Here is a 21,661-nt window from a genome sequence, read left to right as displayed (position 1 = left end):
GGCAGCCGTACCCTCCCCGGCCGGCCGTATTTTCCCGGAATTGCTCACGGAGATGCGAGCGGCGCTGATAGTGGCATGAACCCTGCATGATTCGGTTCAGGAGTCGTACCAGACCGGGTATTTCCACTGATAAAGGCCATCATGCTCGTTACCCTCATCGCCGTCCTCTGCAACGCCCAGCTCTGCATGGAGAAAGTCGTCACCACCAGTGATCAATCCGGCATCACCATGGGAGCCTGCGCGGTCAATGCGCAGATCGGCATCGCCGATTGGCTCGCCAAGGGGCCGTATCACGAGTGGCATCTGCAGAGTTATAAGTGCATCATGGGCAAATACGTCCCCAAGAACGATGTGTGATGTGCTCACAGGCCGGCTGCCTCCGCACCCCGGCCTGATAGACACCTGACCAGATCAGGGACAACGCAAGACGCGAGGCCGACGGCGCGCCTCAGTTCGAGTCAAACCTCCTTTTATGGGCTATCACTGTCGTCGATGATGGTGAATCTCGAGGCCCCGCCGCGATGCCCGCAACGCCGCTGATCGCCTATGCGCATGTCGGCAAGAGCTTTGCTGACGGCCGCGTGGTGGCGGTCGACGACGTCTCGCTCGAGGTGACCGAGGGCGAATTCCTGGCGATCGTCGGCGGCTCCGGCTCCGGCAAGACCACGCTGCTCCGGCTCGCCAACCGGCTGATCGAGCCGGACCGCGGCCGGATCGCGGTCGAGGGTGACGATGTCAGCCGCATCGACCCGATTCTGCTGCGCCGCCGCATCGGCTACGTCTTCCAGAGCGGCGGGCTGTTTCCTCACCTCACCGTCGCCGGCAATATCGGCATCACGCCGAAGCTGCTCGGCTGGCCGCAGGCGGAGATCGCGGCACGGGTCGACGAATTGCTGGCGCTCGTGCGGCTCGACGGTGCGCACCATCGCGACCGGCTCCCGCACGAGCTCTCCGGCGGCCAGCGCCAGCGCATCGGCGTGGCGCGTGCGCTCGCTGCGAAGCCGCGCATCGTGCTGATGGACGAGCCGTTCGGCGCGCTCGATCCCCTCACCCGCGACGCGCTCGGCGACGACTATCGCGCGCTGCATCGCGAGCTCGGCCTGACCACCGTGATGATCACCCACGACATGACGGAAGCGATCCTGCTCGCCGATCGCGTCGCGGTGATGCGTGCGGGCCGCCTGCTGGCGCTGGGCACGCCGGCCGAACTTTCGACCGATACGGATCCCTATGTCGGCGAGCTCTTGCGCACGCCACGCCGCCAGGCGGAGCGGCTCGGCGCATTGCTGCCGCGGGACGGCGCCGCATGAACCTGCTCACCGATCCCCGCTGGGGCGACGCGCTCGCCCATCTGCCTGACTACCTCGGCAATCACGTCCGGGTCAGCGTCGCCGCGCTGGCGCTGGGGCTGGTCGTCAGCCTGCCGCTCGCGATCATCGCACGCAACCGGCCGGTGCTGCGGGGCGCGATCCTCGGGCTTGCCAGCGTGGTGCAGACGGTGCCGGGACTGGCGCTGCTCGCGCTGTTCTATCCGCTGCTGCTGGCACTCGCGGCGCTGACGGCGGCGTGGTTCGGCTTCAGCTTCTCGGCGTTCGGCTTCCTGCCCGCGGTGCTGGCGCTCGCCCTCTATTCGATGCTGCCGGTGCTGCGCAACACCATCACCGGGCTCGCAGGCGTCGATCCGGCGATCCTGGAGGCCGCGCAGGGCGTCGGCATGACGCCGCGGCAATCACTCACCATGGTCGAATTGCCGCTGGCGCTGCCGGTGATGATGGCGGGGATCCGCACCGCGGCGGTGTGGGTGATCGGCACCGCGACGCTGTCGACGCCGATCGGCCAGACCAGCCTCGGCAACTACATCTTCGCAGGCCTGCAAACCCAGAACTGGGTGTTCGTGCTGTTCGGCTGCGTCGCCGCCGCGGTGCTTGCTCTCGCGGTCGACCAGCTGCTTGCACAGATCGAGAACGGCCTGCGCAACCGCAGCCGGCTGCGCGCCTCGCTCGGCGGACTCGGGCTCGCCGCACTGATCGCGGCGACGCTGGTGCCGGCGATTGCGCGCCCGCATGGCGGCTACGTGGTCGGAGCCAAGACATTCGCCGAGCAGTATGTGCTGTCGGCCCTGATCACGCAGCGGCTGCAATCGGCCGGGCTGTCCGCCACGACACGCGCCGGGCTCGGCTCCAACGTGATCTTCGACGCGCTCGCGGCTGGCGACATCGACGTCTATGTCGACTATTCCGGCACGCTGTGGGCCAACCAGTTCCACCACACCGAGATCAAGCCGCGAACCGAGCTGATCAACGAGCTCAAGGCGATGCTGGCACGTCAGAACATCACCCTGCTCGGCGAGCTCGGCTTCGAGAACGCCTATGCGCTGGTGATGCCGAAGAAGCGCGCCGAGGCGCTCGGCATCCGTTCGATCTCCGATCTGGTGGCACAGGCACCATCGATGTCGATCGCCGGCGACTACGAATTCTTCTCGCGGCCGGAATGGGCCGGCATCCGCAAGGCCTATGGGCTGTCGTTCCGGGCCCAGCGGCAGATGCAGCCGGATTTCATGTATGCCGCGGTCGCCTCGGGCGAGGTCGATGTGATCGCCGGCTACACCAGCGACGGCCTGATCGCGAAATACGATCTCGTCGCGCTCGACGACGACAGGCATGCGATCCCGCCCTATGATGCGATCATGCTGCTGTCGCCCAAGCGAAGGGACGACGGGGCGCTCAAAGCCGCGCTGCAGCCGATGCTCGGCAAGATCGATATCGCCACAATGCGCGAGGCGAATTTGCGCGCATCAGGCAATGATGCAACATCGTCGCCCGATGCGGTCGCACGGTGGCTGTGGGAGAAGATCGGGCCAAAGTAGCTCTCCGATCGTCATTGCGAGGAGCGCGCGGTCTCCTCAGGCCCTGACCTCCTGCCGCTGGAACAAGACATAGCCGGCCACAAACAACACGATGGTGCAGGCGATCAGCCCGACCGTCTGCGGCCAGGCGATCATCACGCTTTGCGCGAACGGCAGCGGCGCACCCATCACCGCACCGCGCAGCTGGTCGAGAAATACCGGACCGAGCGTGCGCGTCGTCGGCGACAGGACCGCCAGCATCGCCTCGCCGAACAGGTCGTTGGGCGAGAAGCGTTGCAGGAGCTGGGTCCAGATCACGGTATCGGGCGTGTCGATGCCGAGCGCGGCGTAACGCGGATCGGGCGGCGCGATCGCCTGAGCGAACGCCGGCGCCAGCATCGGCCACAGCACGGTCAGGAACAGCCAAATGCCGAGCGCGACCAGCGCGGCGGTGGCCGGCGAGCGAAACACGATCGACAGCAGCATGGCGAGCGACAGCCAGACGCCGGCATAGAAGATCGCGATCACCAGGAAGACCAGCGAGCGGGCGATTTCCTCGCCGCCCGGCGGCACACCGAGGAAGATCAGGCCGAGCCCGATCACCATCAACCACAGCGCCGTCAGGCTGATCGCAATCGTCGCAAGTCCGGCGAGATATTTGCCGAGCAGCAGCGCATCGCGATAGATCGGCTGCGCCAGGATCCGCGACAGCGTACGGCGGTTGTGCTCGCTGTTGATCAGGTCGAAACCGAGTCCGATCGCCATCAGCGGGATCAGGAAGCCGAGGATGGCGACGAAGGACGGCAGCGGCGCCTGATCGACCGTGAACAGTCGCAGCAGCAGGAACGGGTCCTCCGCGGTGTTCTGGCGCAGTGCGATGATCGCCTCGTAGAGCGCCGCCAGCGCCGTCAGGACGATCAGCAGCTCGAGCATCAGCATGCGGACGCTCGAGATGTTGTCGGACAGTTCCTTGATGAAGACCGCGCCTGCGCCCTGAAATGCTGATCCTTCACGCCGCATCGCGCACTCCTCCGGATTGTGCCGCCTGGAAATAGCGGGCGTAGATCGCTTCCAGGCTCGGCTCGTCGACCGAGAGCCGCCGCAGCGCCCCGTTGGCTGCGACCACCGCGCGCGCCGCATCCGGCCGCACGTCGTGCTCCGCAGTCATGCGGAAACGGTCCTCGGCCAGCGTCTCGACATTGCCGACGCCCGGGATCGCCGCAAGCCTGCGAGCGATGCCGGCGCCTTCGGCCTCGACCTCGACGACGAAGCCCGCGCCCAGCACCTGGACCGCGAGCTCGGCAACCGAGCCCATCATCACGATCCGCCCGTCGCGGAACAGCGCGACGCGATCGCAGACGCGCTGGACCTGATCGAGCATGTGCGACGACAGCAATACGGTGACGCCCTCGGCCTTCAGCTCCCTGATGAGGTCGAGGAACTCCAGCGTCGCCTGCGGATCGAGGCCCGAGGTCGGCTCGTCGAGGATCGCGATCTCGGCACGCTTGACGATGATCTCGGCAAGCCCGAGCCGCTGCCGCATGCCCCGCGAATAGGTCGCGACACGCTTGTTGGCGACCTCGAGCAGCCTGACCCGGGTCAGCGCCGCCACGATCCGCTGCGACCGTTCGGCCACCGAGAGCCCCATCAGCTTGGCGACATAGGCGAGGTTCTCGACCGCGGTCAAATGATCGTAGAAGCCGACGGCATCCGGCAAGTAGCCGACCCGCCGCTTCACCTGCAGCGGCGCGCGTGCCGGATCGAAGCCGAGCACGCTGACCCGTCCGGCCGAGATCTCGGTGAGGCCGAGCATCATCAGGATGGTCGTGGTCTTGCCGGCGCCGTTCGGGCCGAGCAGCCCGAACACCTCGCCCTTCGCGATGTTGAAGTTGATGGCGTCGACGACCGTGGACTTGCCGTAGCGCCTGGTGAGATCGCGTGCGGCGATGACGACGTCAGGCGACGCCGCTACGCCTTCGTTCTGCGGTCCGCTCATCGCCGTCCGAACCTCGCAACGGCGCCAAGCATCAGGAGCAGCGCGACGCCGATCACGCCGGCTCCCGCCATGCCCCAGACGGTGGAGGTGTTGACGGTGATGCGAAACTGGCTCGAAGCACTCTCGCCACGTGACGTTGCACGCATCGCGAGCTGGTAGTCGCCGGCGAGCGACTTGTCGCCCGGTGTCACCAGCGCCTGAACCTCGGCATCCTTGCCGGGCACCAGGTGCTCGATGGTGGCGGGCTGGAACGTGACCTTCCAGCCGGTCGGCGCTGTCGCCGCCAGCGTGATGTTGTCGGCCGGCGCGGTGCCGGTATTGGTGACGACGACGGGAATCGTGCTTTGTTCGGCGGCGACCGCACGCGCGCTCAACAGGCCGTCACGCCCGGAGAGCTGGAGCTGCGGCTGGCCGGCGATGTCGAGAGCCACCTCGGTCTGGGCCGACGCGTCCTCGGCGTTGACCGTGACCTTCACCGGGAAATGTCCGGCATCGACGGTGCTCGGCGGCCGGACCTTGAGCTTGATGTCCTTGGACTGGCCGGCCTCGATCGGAATCGAGGACAATTCCTGGGTGCCATAGGCCTCGGTGAACGACGTCTCGAAGCTGTTCGGCGCGGCCGCCGCGAAGCTTGCGACCAGATTGCGCCCGCTGTCGTTCTTGATGGTCAGCGTGTATTCGAAGTTCGATTTCGGGCTGCCCCGCAGCTCAGGAAGCTTCGACGACACGGTGAGCTTGGCCGGCAATTCCTTGGCGAGCGCAACGGCGATCGGCAGTGTCGCCTCGCTGCCCTGCCCTTCGGCTTTTACTGTCAGCGTCTGCTCGGCGAGCGAGCTGTTCGCCGGCACGTCGAGCCGGAGCTGCAACGGCACGCTGGAGTCGGGCGCCGGCATCGCGGCCGCGACCGGCTGACCGCCGCCAAGCAGCGTCGCTGTCCAGCCGCTGGGCACGCCGTCCACCGAGAGGCTGTAGCGCTGCGGACCGAGGCCGTAGTTCTGAAGACGGAGCGAGATGTTCGAGGTGGTGCCGGGCCTGATGGTGACGGCCGGATAGTCCGTCATCATGTAGAGGCCCTTGATGTCGCGCGGTGGCTCTGCGGCATGGGCGGCGGGAATGAGAAGTCCGAAGACGGCGACAAGGCGCGCGAGATCGAGCGCTCGCATGGGCAAACACTCCTGCAAGAGAGGCAAGATTGGCTGATTTGACGCTGCGCGCCGATGAAACATCGTGGCAGCGGCGCGACAGATCATCGAGCCAATCGTGACGAAATCTCGGCAAGTCAATTACAAATGAGTAATGCTCGGCGCGATCGCGGGAGACATTCGTCTAACGACGTTGGTCTAGTTCATGACGCGATCACGGCACCGTCATCGCAAAGCAGCGCAGGATGGGTTTCGCTTCGCCCCACCCCATTCTGCAAATCTGCGCACACCGCGCTACAATCCCTTGATGATGCCGGCGTCGATCAGCATGCGGTTGAAGCGGCGTGCCTCGGCCCCGTCCTTGCAGGAATAGAACTTGCCGTTGCAGCGGAGCATGATCGCCTTCTGCTCCTCGAACGACGGATCGAGCGGAATGCCGGCGGCTTCCTGGATCACCAGCGGCAGGTAGGCAGCGTCGATCGTGTCCATCACCGCCGGGCTCTTCACCGGCTCGAAGTTGACGGCGTCGATCGCGTAATAGGTGGCGTAATAGCGCGGGTCATACTCCATCAGCTTCTTGCCGATGCCGGCCTCGTCGAGCCCGGGATCGAGCAGTTGCGGCGAGAATTCCGGCTGATGATCGCCGTAGCGCACGATCAGGAACGGCTGCGCCGGAAAATTCTTCTTCAACGCCGCGATGAAGCCGGCATAGTCGCTCGCGCTGATCGCCTGGCGGCGCAGATATTCGTCGACCGCGGGCGCATTGCCCGGCTTCTTCCACGACGGCAGCAGGTCGGGGCGGAATGTTGTCCCCCATGGGAAATGATTTGCCGCGAGATAGACGAAGGTGAACAGCGGCGTGCCCGGCGCCTTCTGCTCGGCCATCAGGCTCAGGGCCTTGTCGTAGAAGAAGCTGTCGGGCTCGATGTCTTTTGCATGCAAATCGTGCGCATCATAGAAGTGCTGGATGCCGGTTGTGGCCTGGAAGCCGCGCGCGCTCATGAAAGCGCCGAACGCCGGATAGAGCGACAGCGTGTCATAGCCGCAGCGGCGCAGCGCGAGCGGCAGGCCGCGCGCGACGCGTCCCGACGCGATCCTGGTGACGAAATAGGCGAAGCGGCCGAACGAACGCGACGACAGTCCGGCCAGCACGTTGTATTCGGTGAACCAGCTCGGCCCGCCATTGCTCTCGGCCAGGAAGCTCCGCTCGACGCCGTCATAGGACTTGAAGTGGCTGCCGTAGCCCGGCGGCACCTTGACGCCGTCGGCCATGCGAATGTCGAAGCTCGATTCATCATGGATCATGATGATGTTCGGCCGCACTCCGGCGGGATGGCACGCATCGATCAGCGGCAGCTTCAGCCGGTCGCTCGCGACCGGATCCGACTCCATGAAACCATAGGCCACGAAGTCGGACACCGCGGTCACGCCGGAGCGCGCGAATTTCGACAGATAGCCGTCGTCATAATAGCCGCGCCAGGCCTCATCCGGCCAGGCGAAGGCGTAGGCCGAGAGCGCGGCCGTACAGGCGAGGCACGCGGCTGCGGCCGGCAGGCGGCGGATGCGGAACGGATCGAGCCACCATAGCGCATACATCAGCGGCAGCGTGACGAGGCCGGCGCCGATCAGCGACCAGCGCAGGTTCGGGAAGATCGTCAGCAGGAACGCCGCGGTGTCGCGATCGATCACCATCAGGTCGACGAAGTTCGCGGTCATCTGCACCACGTCGTGCTTGAAGCGCGATAGCAGCACCAGCACGACGACCAGCGTCAGCGACAGCGCGCCCGACAGCGCCGGGCGGCGCAGCAGCGCGATGAACAGGAAGTTCAGCAGACCCCAGGTGAACAGGAAGCAGATGCGCGAGCCGAAGTCGGTTTCGGTCCGCAGCATCAGGACCAGCGCGCCGAGATGCGGTGCTGCAACCGCCATCAGCCGCCAGATGCCGATCGCAGCCAGGCCGCCGGCCAGCGCGGCAACGGAGGAATTTTGCTGTGGCGCGGGCGCCATGGGTGATACGCAATACAAACCGGCGCAATACACGGGCCTGGGCTGGCGACGGCCAGCGGACGCGCGGCGCAGCCGGTACCCGCACCGCGTCATAAAACCGTAGTGGAATTGTCATGAACAGGCAATGAACTCGTCGGGCCGCGTCCGGCCAGGTCGGCGTGGCGCGCCTTAAACTTTCGCAGCAGGCGACGTGCCTCTCGCCAGGCCGGCGATGAAGAGATCGATGATGCCGGCTGCCATCCGCTCGGCCTCCGCCTCGGCGACTCCCCAGCGCGGCAAATGGCCGTCGATGTGCATCCGCGCAAAGCCATAGACCAGGGCGCGGCCGGCGATCCGGACCTGCTTCAGGTCCGCGGTCCCGATCTGGCCGGCCGAGAACGCCTCCGCCAGCGTGCGCTCGGTCAGGGCGATCAGTTCGGCATTGTCACTGGAGACCCCGGCCGACCGGTCATGGTCGAAGATGCGGCGGGTCGAGATGACCTCGAAATGGGTGGGGTTGCGCAGCGCCCAGCGCAGATAGGCGATGCCGAGGCAACGGAAACGGCCGAGCGGATCGACGGGTCCCTCCGCCAGGGCCGTCTCGATCTCGGCACGGAAGCGGCGTTGCGCTTCTTCGGCCACCGCGTTCATCAGCGCGTCCCGGCTCGGGAAATGCCGGAACGGCGCCCCCGGCGAGACCCCGGCGCGGCGCGCGGCCTCGCGGACACTGACCGCCTCGGGCCCGCCCTCGCCGACCAGCTGCATGGCGGCATCGATCAGCACGCGGCGGAGGTCGCCATGGTGATAGGGCTTCGCCGCCGGCACGCGCGCTGCGGCCCGGCGCGGCTTGGCCGGTCGGCGTTTGGCGGGCGGGCTCTCGACGGGGCGGCGCATGGCGCACCTCTAGCATCACCCGCTTGTGACTGTAAGCACCGATTACACGAGTTGACCACACCGCTGCGACGCGATGTAACTGATGATTACATTACCTGAGGGAGGTCGGACATGCCGAAACGTCAAAGCTGGTTCGAAGGCTGGCGGCTGTTTGCCGTGCTCGCGCTGACCCTGATCGCGCTTTCGATCTGGATCGCCGGGACGCGGCGTTTCGAGGTCGACGGGCTGCGGATGGTGATCCGCTTCACCGCGCGCACCTCGCTGCTGTTGTTCTGCCTCGCCTTCTCCGCCGCGGCGCTGGCGCGGCTCCGGCCGAACGCGTGGACGCGCTGGCAGCGCCGCAACCGGCGCTATCTGGGCGTCACCTTCGCCGCCTCGCACGCCATCCACGCCGCTGCGATCGTGTGGTTCGCAAAGGCGGACCCGGCCGGCTTCGCGCAGGCGACCTCGGTCGTGTCCTATATCTTCGGCGGCATCGGCTACGGCTTTGTCATCGCCTTGACCGCGACCTCGTTCGACCGCACCGCTGCGATGCTCGGCCCGCGCGCCTGGCGCGCGCTGCATCTCACCGGCGGCTATTATCTGCTGCTGCAGTTCACCGTCTCGTTCGCCAAGCGGATTCCCGAGATGCCGCTGTATGTGCTGTTCCTGATCCCGCTCGCCGCCGTGCTGGCGCTGCGCCTGATCGGAATGGCGTCACGCGCCGCGCCGCGGCCGGCGCAGGCCGGCTAGGCGAGCGCCAGCATCACACCAGATGGAATCGGCGGCCCAATTGTCGATGCACTGACATCACGGCGCGATCGACGTCGCTGATCAGGCTGTCGCCGAGCACGACGTCCGGAATCTCCCAGTTGCGTCCGATCCGCACAAGCGGCAGCGCCGCGACCCTCATCACGCGCGCCGTCTCGCATCCGGGCTGGGCGCGCAACGCATCGTCAGCAAGGCGGGTCAGTTCGTCGTGGCTCTTTGCGTCGGTCATGACGGCAGGGCGTGACACCGGATGATGGCTCACTGATGGCGAAGACCTTCCAGCTCCCAGGCGCGCGCTTCCATCATGCTGCGCACGCTGCGGCTGGCCTTCCCGGTCCGCACGCGCTATTTCAAGAGGGTGGAGGGACCATGCGGCGCTCGGTGACGCTCACGATCGTCCTGGCGATCACTGGCCTGCTGGGAGGCGGCCTGTTTCGCTACATCTTCAACGACCCCAGCGAGGCCTCCGTCGCCAACTATCTGCGAAGCTGCACCCACGGCGTGGCGCTGGCGCTCGTGATGGGGAGCGTTCATCTGTATTTCAGCTCGCGCAGCAGCGCCTGGGTGCGCCGATGGCCGTTTGTCGTCGAACTGTTGATCCGCTCGATCACCATGGCGGTTGTGCTGGCGATCACCGCAATCGCCATGGAGGTGATCCTCTATGACCACCGGATCGAGTTCGGATGGATCGCCGGCGACTTTCCCAAGATCATGGGCTTCTCGCTCGGACTGTCGGTCCCGTTCTCGACCGCCTATGAGCTGACGCGGATGACCGGGGGCAGGACACTGCTCCATGTCCTGCTCGGACGCTATCGGCGGCCGATCCGCGAGCAGCGCGTGCTGCTGTTTCTCGACCTCGTCGGGTCGACATCGCTTGCCGAGGCGATGGGCGAGTTGCGTGTGCAGGAATTGCTGACGCGCTTCTTCTTCGATATCGACGAGGCGATCGTGAGCCACGGCGGTGAAGTTCACGCCTATGTCGGCGATGAGGTGATCGTGACATGGCCGGTCAATGCCAGTCCCTCCTCGCGGCGCTATCTCGATTGCGTGTTCGCGATCGACGATCGCCTTGCCGAACTCGCCGACGACTATCGGCGGGAATTCGGCACGGTGCCGGCGTTTCGTGCCGGAATGCATGCGGGCACGGTCGTCATCAGCGAGTGCGGCGATTCTCGCCGGCAGCTCGCCTATTTTGGCGACACCGTCAACGTGACGGCGCGGTTGCAGCAGCATTGCAAGGTCGTGGGGCGCGCATTGCTGGTGTCCGGCGAATTGCTTCGGCTGCTGCCCGAGGACGCAAACGTCATCATCGAGCCGCTGGGCGCGACGCGGCTGCGCGGACGCGCCGCGCCGATCGAGATATTTGCCGTCGCGCGGCGCGAGGCCGCGACGGCGCGTCGGCAAGCATCATCGTAAAGGAATTCTTAAACTTCGCGCTGCCTGCGAAAGACACACGAATTGAATCATGTCCGGTCGCGTTCCGTTAAGGATGCGTGGCACCCGTATTTGCGCCGGGTTCCGGCTTAACGCGGGCGTAACGCCGCGCACGGCATGGTGGCTGCTGGTGTCATTCAACAACAACAGGCTGCCCATCCATGGCGCAACAGCCGGCACAGTCGATCATTGCCGAACTTGAAGATGCTGTCCGGGACGGAACGTCCGCAAAGCGCGTGCAGACGCTGCGTCGCGTGACCGACCTGTTCCTGAACGACGGCGACCGTCTCAACGACGAACAGGTCAAGGTGTTCGACGACGTGTTGTGCCTCTTGATCACGCGCGTCGAGACCCGCGCGCGGGCCGAGCTCAGCAAGCGGCTCGCACCGCTCGACTACGCGCCATTCGAGGTGATCCAGCATCTCGCCTGGGACGACGACATCAACGTCGCCGGCGACGTGCTCACCCATTCCAGCCGCCTGGGCAACGAGGCGCTGTTCGAGATCGCCAGCACCAGGGGGCAGGAGCATCTGTTCGCGATCTCCGCACGCGAGAACCTGCCCGAGGCCGTCACCGACGTGATCGTCAATCGCGGCGAGGACAAGGTGGTCCACCGCCTCGCCAACAATGCCAGCGCACGGTTCTCCGACGCCGGCTATTCCAACATCGTGGCGCGCGCCGCGGGCGATGACGAACTGGTCGAGATCCTCGGGCTGCGCCTCGACCTGCCGGCCAAGCTGCTGCGCGAACTGTTGCACCGCGCCAAGGATGCGGTGCGCGCCCGCCTGCTCGCGATCGCGCCGCCCGCGGTATGCGACGAGATCCGCAAGGTGCTGAACGACATCGCGCAGGAGGGCATCGCCGCTCCGCGCCGCAACTATGGCGTCGCCGAGGAGCTCGTCAGGCTGATGAAGCAGCTGAACGAGCTCGACGACGTCGCGGTCTACAAGTTCGCCGAAGCCGGCAAGTTCGACGAAGTCACCGTCGCGCTCGCCTTGCTCAACGACATGCCGATCGAGATGACCGAGCGGCTGATGCTCGGCCAGCGCTCCGACCTGATCCTGATCCCGTGCCGCTCCGCGCGGCTCAACTGGCCGACGGTCGAGACCATCCTGCGCAAGCGGCCGATGCCGCGCCGGATCGACGACGCGACGCTCGCGGTCGCCCAGCGCGACTACCGCCGGCTGTCGCTGGAAACGGCCCAGCGCACGGTGCGGTTCTGGCAATTGCACAACAGGATCGAGAAGCAGCCGATGGCGGCGGGATAGCCGAACCGGGCGCTTTTCGCGGCGTCACAAACGCAAAGGGCGGGCAAGGCAAGCGCCTGACCCACCCTTTCGATTTTGCGCGCAGGATGGGCAGAGGCGCACCAGCGCCGTGCCCACCCATCAAACGCCTCGTCAAGGTGGGCACGCTTGCGCTTTGCCCACCCTGCATTTCGCGCCTTAGTTCTTCGACTTGTCGACGAGCGCGCCCTTCTTGATCCACGGCATCATGTCGCGCAGCTTCTCGCCGACCTGTTCGATCGGGTGCGCGGCGAGCTTGGCGCGTGTCGCCTTGAACGAGGTCTGGTTGACCTTGTTCTCGAGCATCCAGTCGCGGGCGAACTTGCCGGACTGGATGTCGTTGAGCACCCGCTTCATCTCCTTCTTGGTCTCGTCGGTGACGATGCGCGGACCGGTGACATACTCGCCGTATTCCGCGGTGTTGGAGATCGAGTAGTTCATGTTGGCGATGCCACCTTCATAGATCAGGTCGACGATCAGCTTCACTTCGTGCAGGCACTCGAAATAGGCCATCTCCGGCGCGTAGCCGGCCTCGACCAGCGTCTCGTAGCCGCCCTTGATCAGCTCGACCAGGCCGCCGCACAGCACGACCTGCTCGCCGAACAGGTCGGTCTCGCACTCTTCCTTGAAGGTGGTCTCGATGATGCCGGCGCGGCCGCCACCGATCGCCGAGGCGTAGGAGAGGCCGAGGTCATGGGCGTTGCCCGAGGAGTCCTTGGCGATCGCGATCAGGCAGGGCACGCCGCCGCCACGCTGATATTCCGAGCGCACGGTGTGGCCGGGGCCCTTCGGCGCGATCATCAGCACGTCGAGATCGGCGCGCGGGTCGAGCAGGTTGAAGTGCACGTTGAGACCGTGCGCGAAGACCAGCGCTGCGCCCTTCTTCATGTTGTCGTGCAGGTGCTCGCGATAGATATCGCCCTGCAATTCATCCGGAGTCAGCATCATCACGAGGTCGGCCCATTTGGCAGCCTCGGCGACTTCCATCACCTTGAAGCCGGCATTCTCGGCCTTCTTGGCCGACGCCGACCCCTTGCGCAGCGCGATGCCGACCTCCTTGACGCCGGAATCCTTCAGGTTGAGCGCATGGGCGTGACCCTGGCTGCCATAGCCGACGATGGCGACCTTCTTGCCCTTGATCAGGTTCAGGTCGGCATCGCGATCGTAGTAAACTCGCATCGTGGTTTCCTCGTTTCAGAAAGGGAGGCCAAAATCGGCCGATGGATCAGGCTTTCGGAAGGACGAACCGCCGGGCGCCCGCGAATTTCCGGCGTTGTCTAGAGCATTTTCCCTCATCTGGGAAACCCCCATCTCGCATGGCGGTGCGGCATCATGCGTCCATGAAGACGGGGTAGAGCGAGGCCAGGAGCAGGATGGCCATCACCACATTGAAGATGCGGATCGCCCGGCGCGAGGTCAGGACCGGCCGCAGCGCGGTGCCGAACAAGGCCCAGGCGATGCAGGAAACAGTTCCCAGCAGCAGGCTGAGGGCGACCTGGATCGCGATGTTCCAGGGGAAGACGGCAATCGCCGCATAGGCCGTGATGGTACCGATCACCATCACCCAGCCCTTGGCATTGATCCATTGGAACATGGCCGCGCCCCAGAAGGTCATCGGGCCGCGGCCGTCCCTGGCATCCTGCTGCTCGGCCGACGGCGGCTCGGCCATGGCGATAACAGCCGCGAGGTAGACCAGATAGACGACGCCGCCATATTTGAGGATGGTCTGCAGCACCGGATAGGCGATGAAGATGGCTCCCAACCCGACGCCGACCGCGCCCACCATGAAGGCAAAGCCGACCGTAATGCCGGCAATGTGCGGCACGGTGCGGCGGAAGCCGTAGGTCAGCCCCGACGACAGCAGCATGATGTTGTTCGGACCCGGTGTGAAAAACATCACCACGGCGAACACGACAAAGGCGAACATCAGCGAATGCGACATGGTGCCCTCACGCGACCTTCGGCATTGCCTTGGGCCGCTTCGACAGCAGCATCACGGCAATGCCGCCGACGACCGTGAGCATGCCCGCGAGCCGCAGCGGCCCGAATGTTTCGCCGAACACGATGCTGGAGGCCGCTGAACCCACGAACGGCACCAGCAGCGCGAACGGCACCACCTGCGCCGCCGGATGATCCCGCAGCAATCGTCCCCACAGCCAGTAGGCGATGCTGGTGGAGACGGCGCCGACGAACAGCATGGACCCGACAACGGCCGCCGACATATGCGTGAGCGCGCCCCACACCGGCCCCGCCCCCGATGTCAGCAGCGACAGGACAAGCAGCGGCACCGCGGCGCAAAGGCACAGCCACGCAAACAGGTCGAACATGCGCGCGCCCTGCGCTTTCCGCAGCAGCAGGTTGCCGATTGCGAACGAGATCGGCGAGATCATCAGGATCGCGAATGCCGCCACGCTGAAATCATGACCGACGGTGCCACAGATCATCAGCAGGCCGGTCGCTGATATCGCGATGCCGACCGCCTGCATCCGCGACGGCAATTCGCCGAACAGCACGGCGGCAAAGGCGATGGTGAACAGCGCCTGACTCTGCACGATCACACTGGCGAGCCCGACCGGAACGCCACGGGCAATTGCGATCGACTGTGCAAGGAACTGGCCGAGGAACAGGCTGAGGCTGATTGCGATCAACAGCGGCCATGACACCTGTCTCGGCTTGCGCAGGAACAGGCACGGCACCGCCGCGATGCCGAAGCGCAGCGCCGTCATCAATGCCGGCGGCAGTTCATCGAGCGCGACCCGGCTCGCGACGAACGCAAGTCCCCAGATCACCGCGACCATGACGGCGATGCCAACATCGGCCGGCTTCATTGTTGTTCTTCTTCTGGTTCAGCTTCGTTCTGTCGGTCGGTGTCTAGATCTGCTCGTCCGGCTTCGGTTTGCGCACGAGATAGGTGCCGTGCAGGGGCGCGTGATAATCGGCGGAGACCAGCGTGAAGCCGGTCTCGGTCAGCATCCGCTCCATCACCCAGCCGAAGGTCGAGTATTCGTCGCGCATGTGCGTCATCACGCTTTCGCGCTCGAAATCGTGGTTCTTGATCGAGAAATCGGCCCAGCCCTCGACGTCGCGGTCGACGCCATCGGGCATGCTGACGAACACCATGTCGCGCAGGTAGAAAGTCGCGCCGGGCTTCAGCGCGCTGAAGATCCGCGACATCGCCACCGCCTTCCAGAAGTCGGGCAGATGGTGCAGCGTGAACTCGCTGACGATCAGGTCGTAGGAATTCGGCTGGTAGGCGAAGGAGAGCAAACCGGTCGGCTGGGTCCGGATTCGCGCCTTGCGGTCGCGCGCGTAGATCTCGGCGAGCCCGAGCATCGCCGGCGAGATGTCGATGGCGTCGACCTCGGCGCCCATCAAGGCCGCCTCGGTCGCCAGCACGCCGTTGCCGCAGCCGATATCGGCGACCCGCCAGCCCGGCTTGACGCCCAGCATGGTCAGCGCCTGGCGGGCGCGGGCATCGCTGTCCTCGCTGATGTCATAGATCGAGGCGACGGCCGTATCGAGACCGACCCGCCGCCGTTGCGTGTAGTACCAGTCGCGCGCCAACATGATTCACATCCCTTCCGGCCCGCGCGTGATGGCGGCCACCCCGGTTCGTGACACCTCGACCAGGCCCAGAGGGCGCATCAGGTCGATGAATTGGTTGATCTTTGACGAATTGCCCGTGATCTCGAAGACGAAGCTCTCGGTGGTGGCGTCGATCACCCGGGCGCGGAACGCATCCGCCAGCCGCAGCGCCTCGACGCGATGATCGCCGGCGCCCCGCACCTTGACCATCGCAAGCTCGCGCTCGATCGAGTTGCCGGTCAGCGTCATGTCGACGACGCGATAGACCGGGATCATGCGGTCGAGCTGATGCTTGATCTGCTGGATCACCATCGGCGTACCCGTGGTGACGATGGTGATGCGCGAGAGATGCTTCTGGCTCTCGGTCTCCGACACGGTGAGGCTGTCGATGTTGTAGCCGCGGCCGGAGAACAGGCCGATCACGCGCGCGAGCACGCCCGGCTCGTTCTGCACGAGCACCGACAACGTGTGCGTCTCGTTGGGATCGTGACGCTCTTCCAGGAAATAGGCGGATGCGGGCTGGTTCATTGTCGTCCCTTTACATTCCTCTCGTCACGCCATTGCCCGTCTGGCTGATGGCGCGGCCTCTGTCCCGACCCAGGTGCGGAACAGGTCGAAATCGATATTGCCGCCGCTCAGGATCAGGCCGACCCGCTTGCCGGCGAGCCTGCCTCTTTCCTGCAGCGCGGCCGCGAGCGACGCGGCGCCGGCGCCTTCGGCGAGATTGTGGGTATCGGTCCAGTAGGCGCGGATCGCATGAGCGACCTCGTCGTCTGTGACCTGCACGATGCGCGAGGCGCCCTTCCGGATCAGCGCGAACGCCTCCGGATCCGGGATCCGCGTCGCCATGCCGTCGGCGCGGGTGTTGCTGGTCTCGGTGGTCACGATCTTGCCGGCGGCGAACGACAGCGCGTAGGACGGAGCTTCCGTCGACTGCACGCCGACGATCTCGGTCTTCAGTCCGAGCAGGTCGCGCGCCATGATGCAGCCGCAGATGCCGGAGCCCTGCCCGATCGGCACGTAGAGGATGTCGAGGCCGGGCGCGCTGCGGAACAGCTCGAGGGCGTAGGTCGCAACCCCGAGCACAAGGTCGGGGTGGAACGACGGCACCATGTGCAGGCCCGCGAACTGCGCGCGCCGTTCGGCCTCTTCCCGGGCGGCCTGGAAATCCTCGCCGTGCTCGACCAGCTCGGCGCCGAATGCCCGCATCGCGCGGTTCTTCTCGGTCGAGTTGCCGCGCGGCACATAGATCACCGCCGGCACGCCGTGTCGACCGGCGGCAAAGGCCAGGCTCTGGCCGTGATTGCCGCGCGTCGCCGAGATGATGCCGGGCACGTCGGGCCGCTCGCGCTTCAGCCGCTCGAGATAGACGAGGCCGCCGCGCACCTTGAAGGCGCCGATCGGGGTGTGGTTCTCATGCTTGACCACGACTGATGTGCCGAGCCGCTCGGCCAGCAGCGGCCAGACGTGCGCCGGCGTCGGCGGCACCGCGGTGCCGACGATGCCGTGCGCGCGCTCGAGCTCGTTGAGGTCAAACATCCTGGTCTTCCGATCGTCCTTCACTACCGTCATCCCCGCGAAAGCGGGGATCCGGTACTCCAGAGGCGCCCGGGAGAAATCGAGACGCCTCGGCGTACTGGATCGCCCGGTCAAGCCGGACGATGACAGTGGTATTTGTCGCACGCATCATCACACCAGCGCCTTGCCGCCGGCGAAGGCGGTGGCGGTGATCTCGTCGGTGGCCTCTTCCGGCAGCAGCATCTCGTTGTGCGCCTTGCCCGACGGGATCATCGGGAAGCAGTTCTCAAGCGCCGCGACCCGGCAATCGAACAGCACCGGGCGCCTGACCGAGATCATCTCCCTGATCGCACCATCGAGATCGCCCGGCTTCGTCGCCCGCAGGCCGACGCAGCCATAGGCATCCGCGAGCTTGACGAAATCAGGCATCGCCTCGGTGTAGGAGTGCGACAGGCGGTTGCCGTGCAGCAGCTGCTGCCACTGCCGCACCATGCCCATGTACTGGTTGTTCAGGATGAAGATCTTGATCGGCAGCTCGTGCTGGACCGCCGTCGACATCTCCTGGATCGTCATCTGCACCGAGGCGTCGCCGGCGATGTCGATCACCAGGCTGTCGCGGTGCGCCACCTGCACACCGATCGCGGCCGGCAGTCCATAGCCCATCGTTCCGAGACCGCCCGAGGTCATCCAGCGGTGCGGCTCCTCGAAGCCGTAGAACTGCGCAGCCCACATCTGGTGCTGGCCGACTTCGGTCGTGATGTAGGTGTCCTTGCCGCGGGTCAGGTCGAACAGGCGCTGGATCGCGTGTTGCGGAAGAATGATGTCGTTGTTCTTCCGGTAGGACAGCGAGTTGCGCGCACGCCATTGCGCGATCTGCTGCCACCACGCCTTGATGTCGGGCTTCTTCGCTTCCGCCTTGAACACCTGCAGGAGGTCGCCGAGCACGTTGGCGGCGTCGCCGATGATCGGCACGTCGACACGGATGTTCTTGTTGATCGAGGACGGGTCGATGTCGATATGGATCTTCTTCGAGCCCGGCGAGAACGCGTCGACGCGGCCGGTGATGCGGTCGTCGAACCGCGCGCCGATGCACAGCATGACGTCGCAATCATGCATCGTCATGTTGGCTTCGTAGGTGCCGTGCATGCCCAGCATGCCGAGCCAGTTCGGCCCCGAGGCCGGGTAGGCCCCGAGCCCCATCAGCGTCGAGGTGATCGGAAAGCCCGTCACCTCGACCAGCTCCCGCAGCAGCTTCGAGGCCTCGGGGCCCGAATTGACGATGCCGCCGCCGGTGTAGATCACCGGACGCTTCGCGGATGCCAGCATCGCGACCGTCTTGCGGATCAGGCTCGCATCGCCCTTCAGGCGCGGCGTGTAGGAGACATGCACGTCCGACTTGCGCGGCGGATGATAGGTACCGGTCGCGAACTGCACGTCCTTCGGCACGTCGACCAGCACCGGGCCGGGCCGGCCGGACATCGCGACATAGAAGGCCTCGTGCAGCACCTTGGCGAGGTCGTTGACGTCACGCACCAGCCAATTGTGCTTGGTGCAGGGCCGCGTGATGCCGACGGTGTCGCATTCCTGGAAGGCGTCATTGCCGATCAGATGGGTCGGCACCTGGCCAGAGATGCAGACCAGCGGGATCGAATCCATCAGCGCGTCGGTCAGCGGCGTCACCATGTTGGTGGCACCGGGCCCCGACGTCACCAGCGCCACGCCGGGCTTGCCGGTCGAGCGCGCATAGCCTTCGGCCGCATGGCCGGCGCCCTGCTCATGGCGGACCAGGATGTGCTCGACCTCGCTCTGCTGGAAGATCTCGTCATAGATCGGAAGCACCGCGCCGCCCGGATAGCCGAAAATGTGCTCAACGCCGTGATCGATGAGCGCGCGCACGACCATCGCGGCGCCGGTCATCTGATTGGGGTCGTGGCTCTTGTCGGTCATGGCTCGCTCCGGATGCGCTTGATTTTGCGCGGCTTTTGTCGGTTTCTCAGGTCTGTTTCGGAAAATAAAAAAGGGCCCCAGAGGCCCCATGCACACCGCCCGTATCTGGATGGCCGCTAGCCATCCCCGGCGGTGTGCCTGGGTACGACGGCGATAAGGAGTTTGGTAATAATGTTGCGCACGAGACTGCTCGGTCTTCCCAAAGGTTGCGCGAACATAGCGGCCAAAGCCCGAATGTCAAGGCAAGGCAGAGACTTTCGCGATATCCGTAGTGTAACGGGGTTCCGATCGTTCGGCGAGTGTTTTTGCGTGCCTGCAAGCGCATGGCAGACGGGCGTCGAATCAAAAGGGAGAGAGCCGTAGCTCGTCCTCCAGCCACTCCACCGCCGCCTCCGGCCTTACCCACTTGAATTCCGGAAGCTGATGCCGGAACCAGGTGAACTGGCGTTTGGCATAGTGGCGGGTGTCGGCCCGGCCGATCTCGGCGGCCTCCTCCAGGGTGATCTCGCCCTTCAGGTGCCGGATCAGTGTGGGCACGCCATGGGCCTTCATGGCCGGCAGCAGCGGATCGAGGCCGCGCGCCGCCAGCCGCTCGACCTCGCCGAGTGCGCCCGCAGCGAGCATGGCCCCGAACCGCGCATCGATCCGCGCGTAGAGCTGGTCGCGGTCGGGGGCGAGGAAGACCGCGGAGAACGCGCCCGGCGGCAGCAACGGCGGCAGGCCATCGCGATGCCAGTCGGGCAGCGTTCGGCCGGTGGCCTCCACGACCTCGAGCGCGCGGGCGATGCGGGTCCGGTCGCGCGGCTTCAGGCGCGCCGCGGACACGGGATCGCGGCCTGCGAGTTCGGCGTGCAGCGCCTCGACACCGTGCTGCTCGAGCCGCGAGCGCACGCGTTCGCGCACCTCCGCGGGGATCGGCGGCACCGCGGAAAGACCGCGCGTCAGCGCCTTGAAATAGAGGCCGGAGCCGCCGACGAAGATCGGCAGGCCACCTTGCGCGCGCACATCGTCGAGCACCCTGGCAGCCTCGTTGACCCAAGCGCCGGCGGAAAAATTCACGCTGGCGTCGACAGCGCCGTAGAGCCGGTGCGGAACCTGCGCCTCCTCGTCAATGGTGGGACGCGCCGTGATGATCCGGAGGTCGCGATAGACCTGCATCGAGTCGGCGTTGATCACGACCCCGCGGGCCCGTTGCGCAAGCGCGAGCCCCAGCGCCGACTTGCCGCTGGCGGTCGGCCCTGCGATAAGCACGGCCTTGTCCAACCCGTTCGAATGCGCCTGCATGTCCCTCGTCGCCACACTCATCTGCAATCCCGCAATCCCCGCGCTCGACTCCACCATCGTCGACGGTGCACGGGCAGTGCTGCCTTCGGCCGGCCCGGCGCAATGGCTGTTCAACGAAGTGGCGGTCGATATCCCCTTCGAGAGCCCCAACCACAGCAAGGACGACATCGAGGCGTTCGCAGAGCGCCTGCGCCAGGCGCGCGCCGATCTGCCGATCGACATTGTCGTGCAGCCTCGGATCGCCCGGCGCAAGAAGCTTTTTCTGGCCGACATGGATTCCACCATGATCGGCCAGGAATGCATTGACGAGCTGGCGGATTTCGCCGGGCTGAAGGCCCATGTCGCCGCCATCACCGAACGCGCGATGCGCGGCGAGATCGAGTTTGAATCGGCGCTGCGCGAACGCGTGGCGCTGCTCAAGGGGCTGTCGGTGAGCGTGGTCGACGAGGTGCTGGAGAAGCGCATCACGCCGACGCCCGGCGGCCGGGCGCTGGTCATGACCATGCGCGCCCATGGCGCCTATACCTGCCTGATCTCCGGCGGCTTCACGCTGTTCACCAACCCGGTCGCGGCGAAGATCGGCTTCCAGGAGAACCGGGCCAACCGGTTGCAGGTCGCGGACGGCAAGCTGACCGGCGAGGTGATCGAGCCGATCCTCGGGCGCGCCACCAAGCTCGCCACCCTCGTCGAACTGATGGAATCCTTCGATCTCGACGACATCGACACGCTCGTTGTCGGCGACGGAGCCAACGATCTCGGCATGATCCAGGCGGCCGGGCTCGGCGTCGCCTATCACGCCAAGCCGAAGGTTTCGGCCGCAGCCGCGGCGCGGATCGAGCATGGCGACCTCACCGCGCTGCTCTACGCGCAGGGCTATCGGCGAGACGAATTCGTGGAGGGATAAGGACGCGGTCATTCCGGGGCGGTCCGCCGGACCGAACCCGGGATCTCGAGGTTCCGGGTTCGATGCTTCGCATCGCCCCGGAACGACTTC

General features: G+C 65.8%; 21 protein-coding genes. 7 read left to right on the top strand and 14 right to left on the bottom strand.

The genetic code is table 11. From position 1 onward, the window contains the following. Window positions 1-141 precede the first annotated feature (141 nt). From JQ586_RS34395 to JQ586_RS34385, 3 genes are all read left to right on the top strand, one after another. Window positions 142-357: a hypothetical protein gene (locus JQ586_RS34395; protein WP_212399076.1), complete on the top strand. Its 216-nt coding sequence runs from the start codon at window positions 142-144 to the stop codon at window positions 355-357. 164 nt (window positions 358-521) lie between these two features. Further along, a complete protein-coding gene (locus JQ586_RS34390) occupies window positions 522-1,310 on the top strand; it encodes an ATP-binding cassette domain-containing protein (protein WP_212399075.1) in 789 nt (262 codons plus the stop codon). Continuing rightward, a complete protein-coding gene (locus JQ586_RS34385; protein ID WP_212399074.1) occupies window positions 1,307-2,866 on the top strand; it encodes a glycine betaine ABC transporter substrate-binding protein in 1,560 nt (519 codons plus the stop codon). Before JQ586_RS34390 ends, JQ586_RS34385 begins: the two co-directional genes overlap by 4 nt. A 36-nt stretch (window positions 2,867-2,902) precedes the next feature. Here JQ586_RS34385 and JQ586_RS34380 read toward each other — a convergent pair whose 3' ends face one another. The 5 genes from JQ586_RS34380 to JQ586_RS34360 all read right to left on the bottom strand — a co-directional run bounded on the left by JQ586_RS34380 (window position 2,903) and on the right by JQ586_RS34360 (window position 8,863). Continuing rightward, window positions 2,903-3,865 (bottom strand): ABC transporter permease, encoded by a 963-nt coding sequence (locus JQ586_RS34380; protein WP_212399073.1) that lies wholly within the window; start codon window positions 3,863-3,865, stop codon window positions 2,903-2,905. Continuing rightward, on the bottom strand, window positions 3,855-4,841 hold the full coding sequence (locus JQ586_RS34375) for an ABC transporter ATP-binding protein (RefSeq protein ID WP_212399072.1): 987 nt from the start codon (window positions 4,839-4,841) through the stop codon (window positions 3,855-3,857). The genes JQ586_RS34380 and JQ586_RS34375 overlap by 11 nt, the downstream gene beginning before the upstream one ends. After that, window positions 4,838-6,004, bottom strand: coding sequence for an NEW3 domain-containing protein (locus tag JQ586_RS34370; RefSeq protein ID WP_212399071.1), 1,167 nt, complete (start codon window positions 6,002-6,004; stop codon window positions 4,838-4,840). The genes JQ586_RS34375 and JQ586_RS34370 overlap by 4 nt, the downstream gene beginning before the upstream one ends. A gap of 273 nt (window positions 6,005-6,277) precedes the next feature. Beyond that, a complete protein-coding gene (locus tag JQ586_RS34365; RefSeq protein ID WP_212399070.1) occupies window positions 6,278-7,990 on the bottom strand; it encodes a sulfatase-like hydrolase/transferase in 1,713 nt (570 codons plus the stop codon). 168 nt (window positions 7,991-8,158) lie between these two features. Then, on the bottom strand, window positions 8,159-8,863 hold the full coding sequence (locus JQ586_RS34360) for a TetR/AcrR family transcriptional regulator (protein ID WP_212399069.1): 705 nt from the start codon (window positions 8,861-8,863) through the stop codon (window positions 8,159-8,161). A 111-nt stretch (window positions 8,864-8,974) separates the two neighbouring features. Here JQ586_RS34360 and JQ586_RS34355 point away from each other — a divergent pair, with 111 nt between their 5' ends. Next, the gene (locus JQ586_RS34355) at window positions 8,975-9,595 is read left to right on the top strand and encodes a ferric reductase-like transmembrane domain-containing protein (protein WP_212399068.1); all 621 of its coding nucleotides are present in this window, start codon (window positions 8,975-8,977) and stop codon (window positions 9,593-9,595) included. A 13-nt stretch (window positions 9,596-9,608) separates the two neighbouring features. Here the strand turns inward: JQ586_RS34355 and JQ586_RS34350 are convergent, their stop codons facing one another. Then, window positions 9,609-9,842, bottom strand: a complete 234-nt coding sequence (locus JQ586_RS34350) for a hypothetical protein (RefSeq protein WP_212399067.1) — start codon at window positions 9,840-9,842, stop codon at window positions 9,609-9,611. Between the two features lie 140 nt (window positions 9,843-9,982). On the opposite strand from JQ586_RS34350, the gene JQ586_RS34345 reads away from it, so the two are divergent. Together JQ586_RS34345 and JQ586_RS34340 are read left to right on the top strand one after the other, a co-directional pair. After that, window positions 9,983-11,029 carry an adenylate/guanylate cyclase domain-containing protein gene (locus tag JQ586_RS34345; protein ID WP_212399066.1) on the top strand — a complete coding sequence of 349 codons (1,047 nt, stop codon included), beginning with the start codon at window positions 9,983-9,985 and terminating at the stop codon, window positions 11,027-11,029. A 179-nt stretch (window positions 11,030-11,208) separates the two neighbouring features. Then, the gene (locus JQ586_RS34340) at window positions 11,209-12,315 is read left to right on the top strand and encodes a DUF2336 domain-containing protein (protein ID WP_212399065.1); all 1,107 of its coding nucleotides are present in this window, start codon (window positions 11,209-11,211) and stop codon (window positions 12,313-12,315) included. Window positions 12,316-12,492: 177 nt separating this feature from the next. Here JQ586_RS34340 and ilvC read toward each other — a convergent pair whose 3' ends face one another. The 8 genes from ilvC to miaA form a co-directional block, all read right to left on the bottom strand. After that, entirely contained in the window at window positions 12,493-13,512 is a 1,020-nt protein-coding gene (gene ilvC / locus JQ586_RS34335; protein ID WP_212399064.1) for a ketol-acid reductoisomerase, read from the bottom strand. 151 nt (window positions 13,513-13,663) lie between these two features. Then, a complete protein-coding gene (locus JQ586_RS34330) occupies window positions 13,664-14,275 on the bottom strand; it encodes a LysE family translocator (RefSeq protein WP_212399063.1) in 612 nt (203 codons plus the stop codon). Window positions 14,276-14,282: 7 nt separating this feature from the next. After that, entirely contained in the window at window positions 14,283-15,161 is an 879-nt protein-coding gene (locus tag JQ586_RS34325) for an EamA family transporter (protein WP_212399062.1), read from the bottom strand. Window positions 15,162-15,204: 43 nt separating this feature from the next. Then, window positions 15,205-15,900 carry a class I SAM-dependent methyltransferase gene (locus JQ586_RS34320; protein ID WP_212399061.1) on the bottom strand — a complete coding sequence of 232 codons (696 nt, stop codon included), beginning with the start codon at window positions 15,898-15,900 and terminating at the stop codon, window positions 15,205-15,207. A 3-nt stretch (window positions 15,901-15,903) separates the two neighbouring features. Further along, window positions 15,904-16,446 carry an acetolactate synthase small subunit gene (ilvN, locus tag JQ586_RS34315; protein WP_212399060.1) on the bottom strand — a complete coding sequence of 181 codons (543 nt, stop codon included), beginning with the start codon at window positions 16,444-16,446 and terminating at the stop codon, window positions 15,904-15,906. 24 nt (window positions 16,447-16,470) lie between these two features. Next, on the bottom strand, window positions 16,471-17,457 hold the full coding sequence (locus JQ586_RS34310) for a threonine dehydratase (RefSeq protein ID WP_212399088.1): 987 nt from the start codon (window positions 17,455-17,457) through the stop codon (window positions 16,471-16,473). A gap of 150 nt (window positions 17,458-17,607) precedes the next feature. Continuing rightward, entirely contained in the window at window positions 17,608-19,383 is a 1,776-nt protein-coding gene (locus JQ586_RS34305) for an acetolactate synthase 3 large subunit (protein ID WP_212399059.1), read from the bottom strand. 342 nt (window positions 19,384-19,725) lie between these two features. Further along, window positions 19,726-20,667: a tRNA (adenosine(37)-N6)-dimethylallyltransferase MiaA gene (gene miaA / locus JQ586_RS34300; protein WP_212399058.1), complete on the bottom strand. Its 942-nt coding sequence runs from the start codon at window positions 20,665-20,667 to the stop codon at window positions 19,726-19,728. Between miaA and serB the strand changes: the two genes are divergently transcribed. Next, the gene (serB, locus tag JQ586_RS34295) at window positions 20,666-21,571 is read left to right on the top strand and encodes a phosphoserine phosphatase SerB (RefSeq protein WP_212399057.1); all 906 of its coding nucleotides are present in this window, start codon (window positions 20,666-20,668) and stop codon (window positions 21,569-21,571) included. The genes miaA and serB overlap by 2 nt on opposite strands. Window positions 21,572-21,661 lie beyond the last annotated feature (90 nt).

The organism is Bradyrhizobium jicamae, assembly GCF_018130215.1.
GTDB lineage: Bacteria > Pseudomonadota > Alphaproteobacteria > Rhizobiales > Xanthobacteraceae > Bradyrhizobium > Bradyrhizobium jicamae_A.
Note: the sequence above shows the minus strand (reverse complement) of the source record. Positions and strands in the feature narration are given on the sequence as shown.

What these genes read in the sequence shown, in the direction of transcription:
- JQ586_RS34305 (WP_212399059.1), bottom strand. Translation starts at nt 19,383, where the DNA reads ATGACCGACAAGAGCCACGACCCCAATCAGATGACCGGCGCCGCGATG.
- JQ586_RS34370 (WP_212399071.1), bottom strand. Translation starts at nt 6,004, where the DNA reads ATGCGAGCGCTCGATCTCGCGCGCCTTGTCGCCGTCTTCGGACTTCTC.
- miaA (WP_212399058.1), bottom strand. Translation starts at nt 20,667, where the DNA reads ATGCAGGCGCATTCGAACGGGTTGGACAAGGCCGTGCTTATCGCAGGG.
- JQ586_RS34395 (WP_212399076.1), top strand. Translation starts at nt 142, where the DNA reads ATGCTCGTTACCCTCATCGCCGTCCTCTGCAACGCCCAGCTCTGCATG.
- ilvC (WP_212399064.1), bottom strand. Translation starts at nt 13,512, where the DNA reads ATGCGAGTTTACTACGATCGCGATGCCGACCTGAACCTGATCAAGGGC.
- JQ586_RS34380 (WP_212399073.1), bottom strand. Translation starts at nt 3,865, where the DNA reads ATGCGGCGTGAAGGATCAGCATTTCAGGGCGCAGGCGCGGTCTTCATC.
- JQ586_RS34330 (WP_212399063.1), bottom strand. Translation starts at nt 14,275, where the DNA reads ATGTCGCATTCGCTGATGTTCGCCTTTGTCGTGTTCGCCGTGGTGATG.
- JQ586_RS34360 (WP_212399069.1), bottom strand. Translation starts at nt 8,863, where the DNA reads ATGCGCCGCCCCGTCGAGAGCCCGCCCGCCAAACGCCGACCGGCCAAG.
- JQ586_RS34375 (WP_212399072.1), bottom strand. Translation starts at nt 4,841, where the DNA reads ATGAGCGGACCGCAGAACGAAGGCGTAGCGGCGTCGCCTGACGTCGTC.
- JQ586_RS34320 (WP_212399061.1), bottom strand. Translation starts at nt 15,900, where the DNA reads ATGTTGGCGCGCGACTGGTACTACACGCAACGGCGGCGGGTCGGTCTC.
- JQ586_RS34355 (WP_212399068.1), top strand. Translation starts at nt 8,975, where the DNA reads ATGCCGAAACGTCAAAGCTGGTTCGAAGGCTGGCGGCTGTTTGCCGTG.
- JQ586_RS34310 (WP_212399088.1), bottom strand. Translation starts at nt 17,457, where the DNA reads ATGTTTGACCTCAACGAGCTCGAGCGCGCGCACGGCATCGTCGGCACC.
- JQ586_RS34350 (WP_212399067.1), bottom strand. Translation starts at nt 9,842, where the DNA reads ATGACCGACGCAAAGAGCCACGACGAACTGACCCGCCTTGCTGACGAT.
- JQ586_RS34390 (WP_212399075.1), top strand. Translation starts at nt 522, where the DNA reads ATGCCCGCAACGCCGCTGATCGCCTATGCGCATGTCGGCAAGAGCTTT.
- JQ586_RS34365 (WP_212399070.1), bottom strand. Translation starts at nt 7,990, where the DNA reads ATGGCGCCCGCGCCACAGCAAAATTCCTCCGTTGCCGCGCTGGCCGGC.
- serB (WP_212399057.1), top strand. Translation starts at nt 20,666, where the DNA reads ATGTCCCTCGTCGCCACACTCATCTGCAATCCCGCAATCCCCGCGCTC.
- JQ586_RS34340 (WP_212399065.1), top strand. Translation starts at nt 11,209, where the DNA reads ATGGCGCAACAGCCGGCACAGTCGATCATTGCCGAACTTGAAGATGCT.
- JQ586_RS34385 (WP_212399074.1), top strand. Translation starts at nt 1,307, where the DNA reads ATGAACCTGCTCACCGATCCCCGCTGGGGCGACGCGCTCGCCCATCTG.
- JQ586_RS34345 (WP_212399066.1), top strand. Translation starts at nt 9,983, where the DNA reads ATGCGGCGCTCGGTGACGCTCACGATCGTCCTGGCGATCACTGGCCTG.
- ilvN (WP_212399060.1), bottom strand. Translation starts at nt 16,446, where the DNA reads ATGAACCAGCCCGCATCCGCCTATTTCCTGGAAGAGCGTCACGATCCC.
- JQ586_RS34325 (WP_212399062.1), bottom strand. Translation starts at nt 15,161, where the DNA reads ATGAAGCCGGCCGATGTTGGCATCGCCGTCATGGTCGCGGTGATCTGG.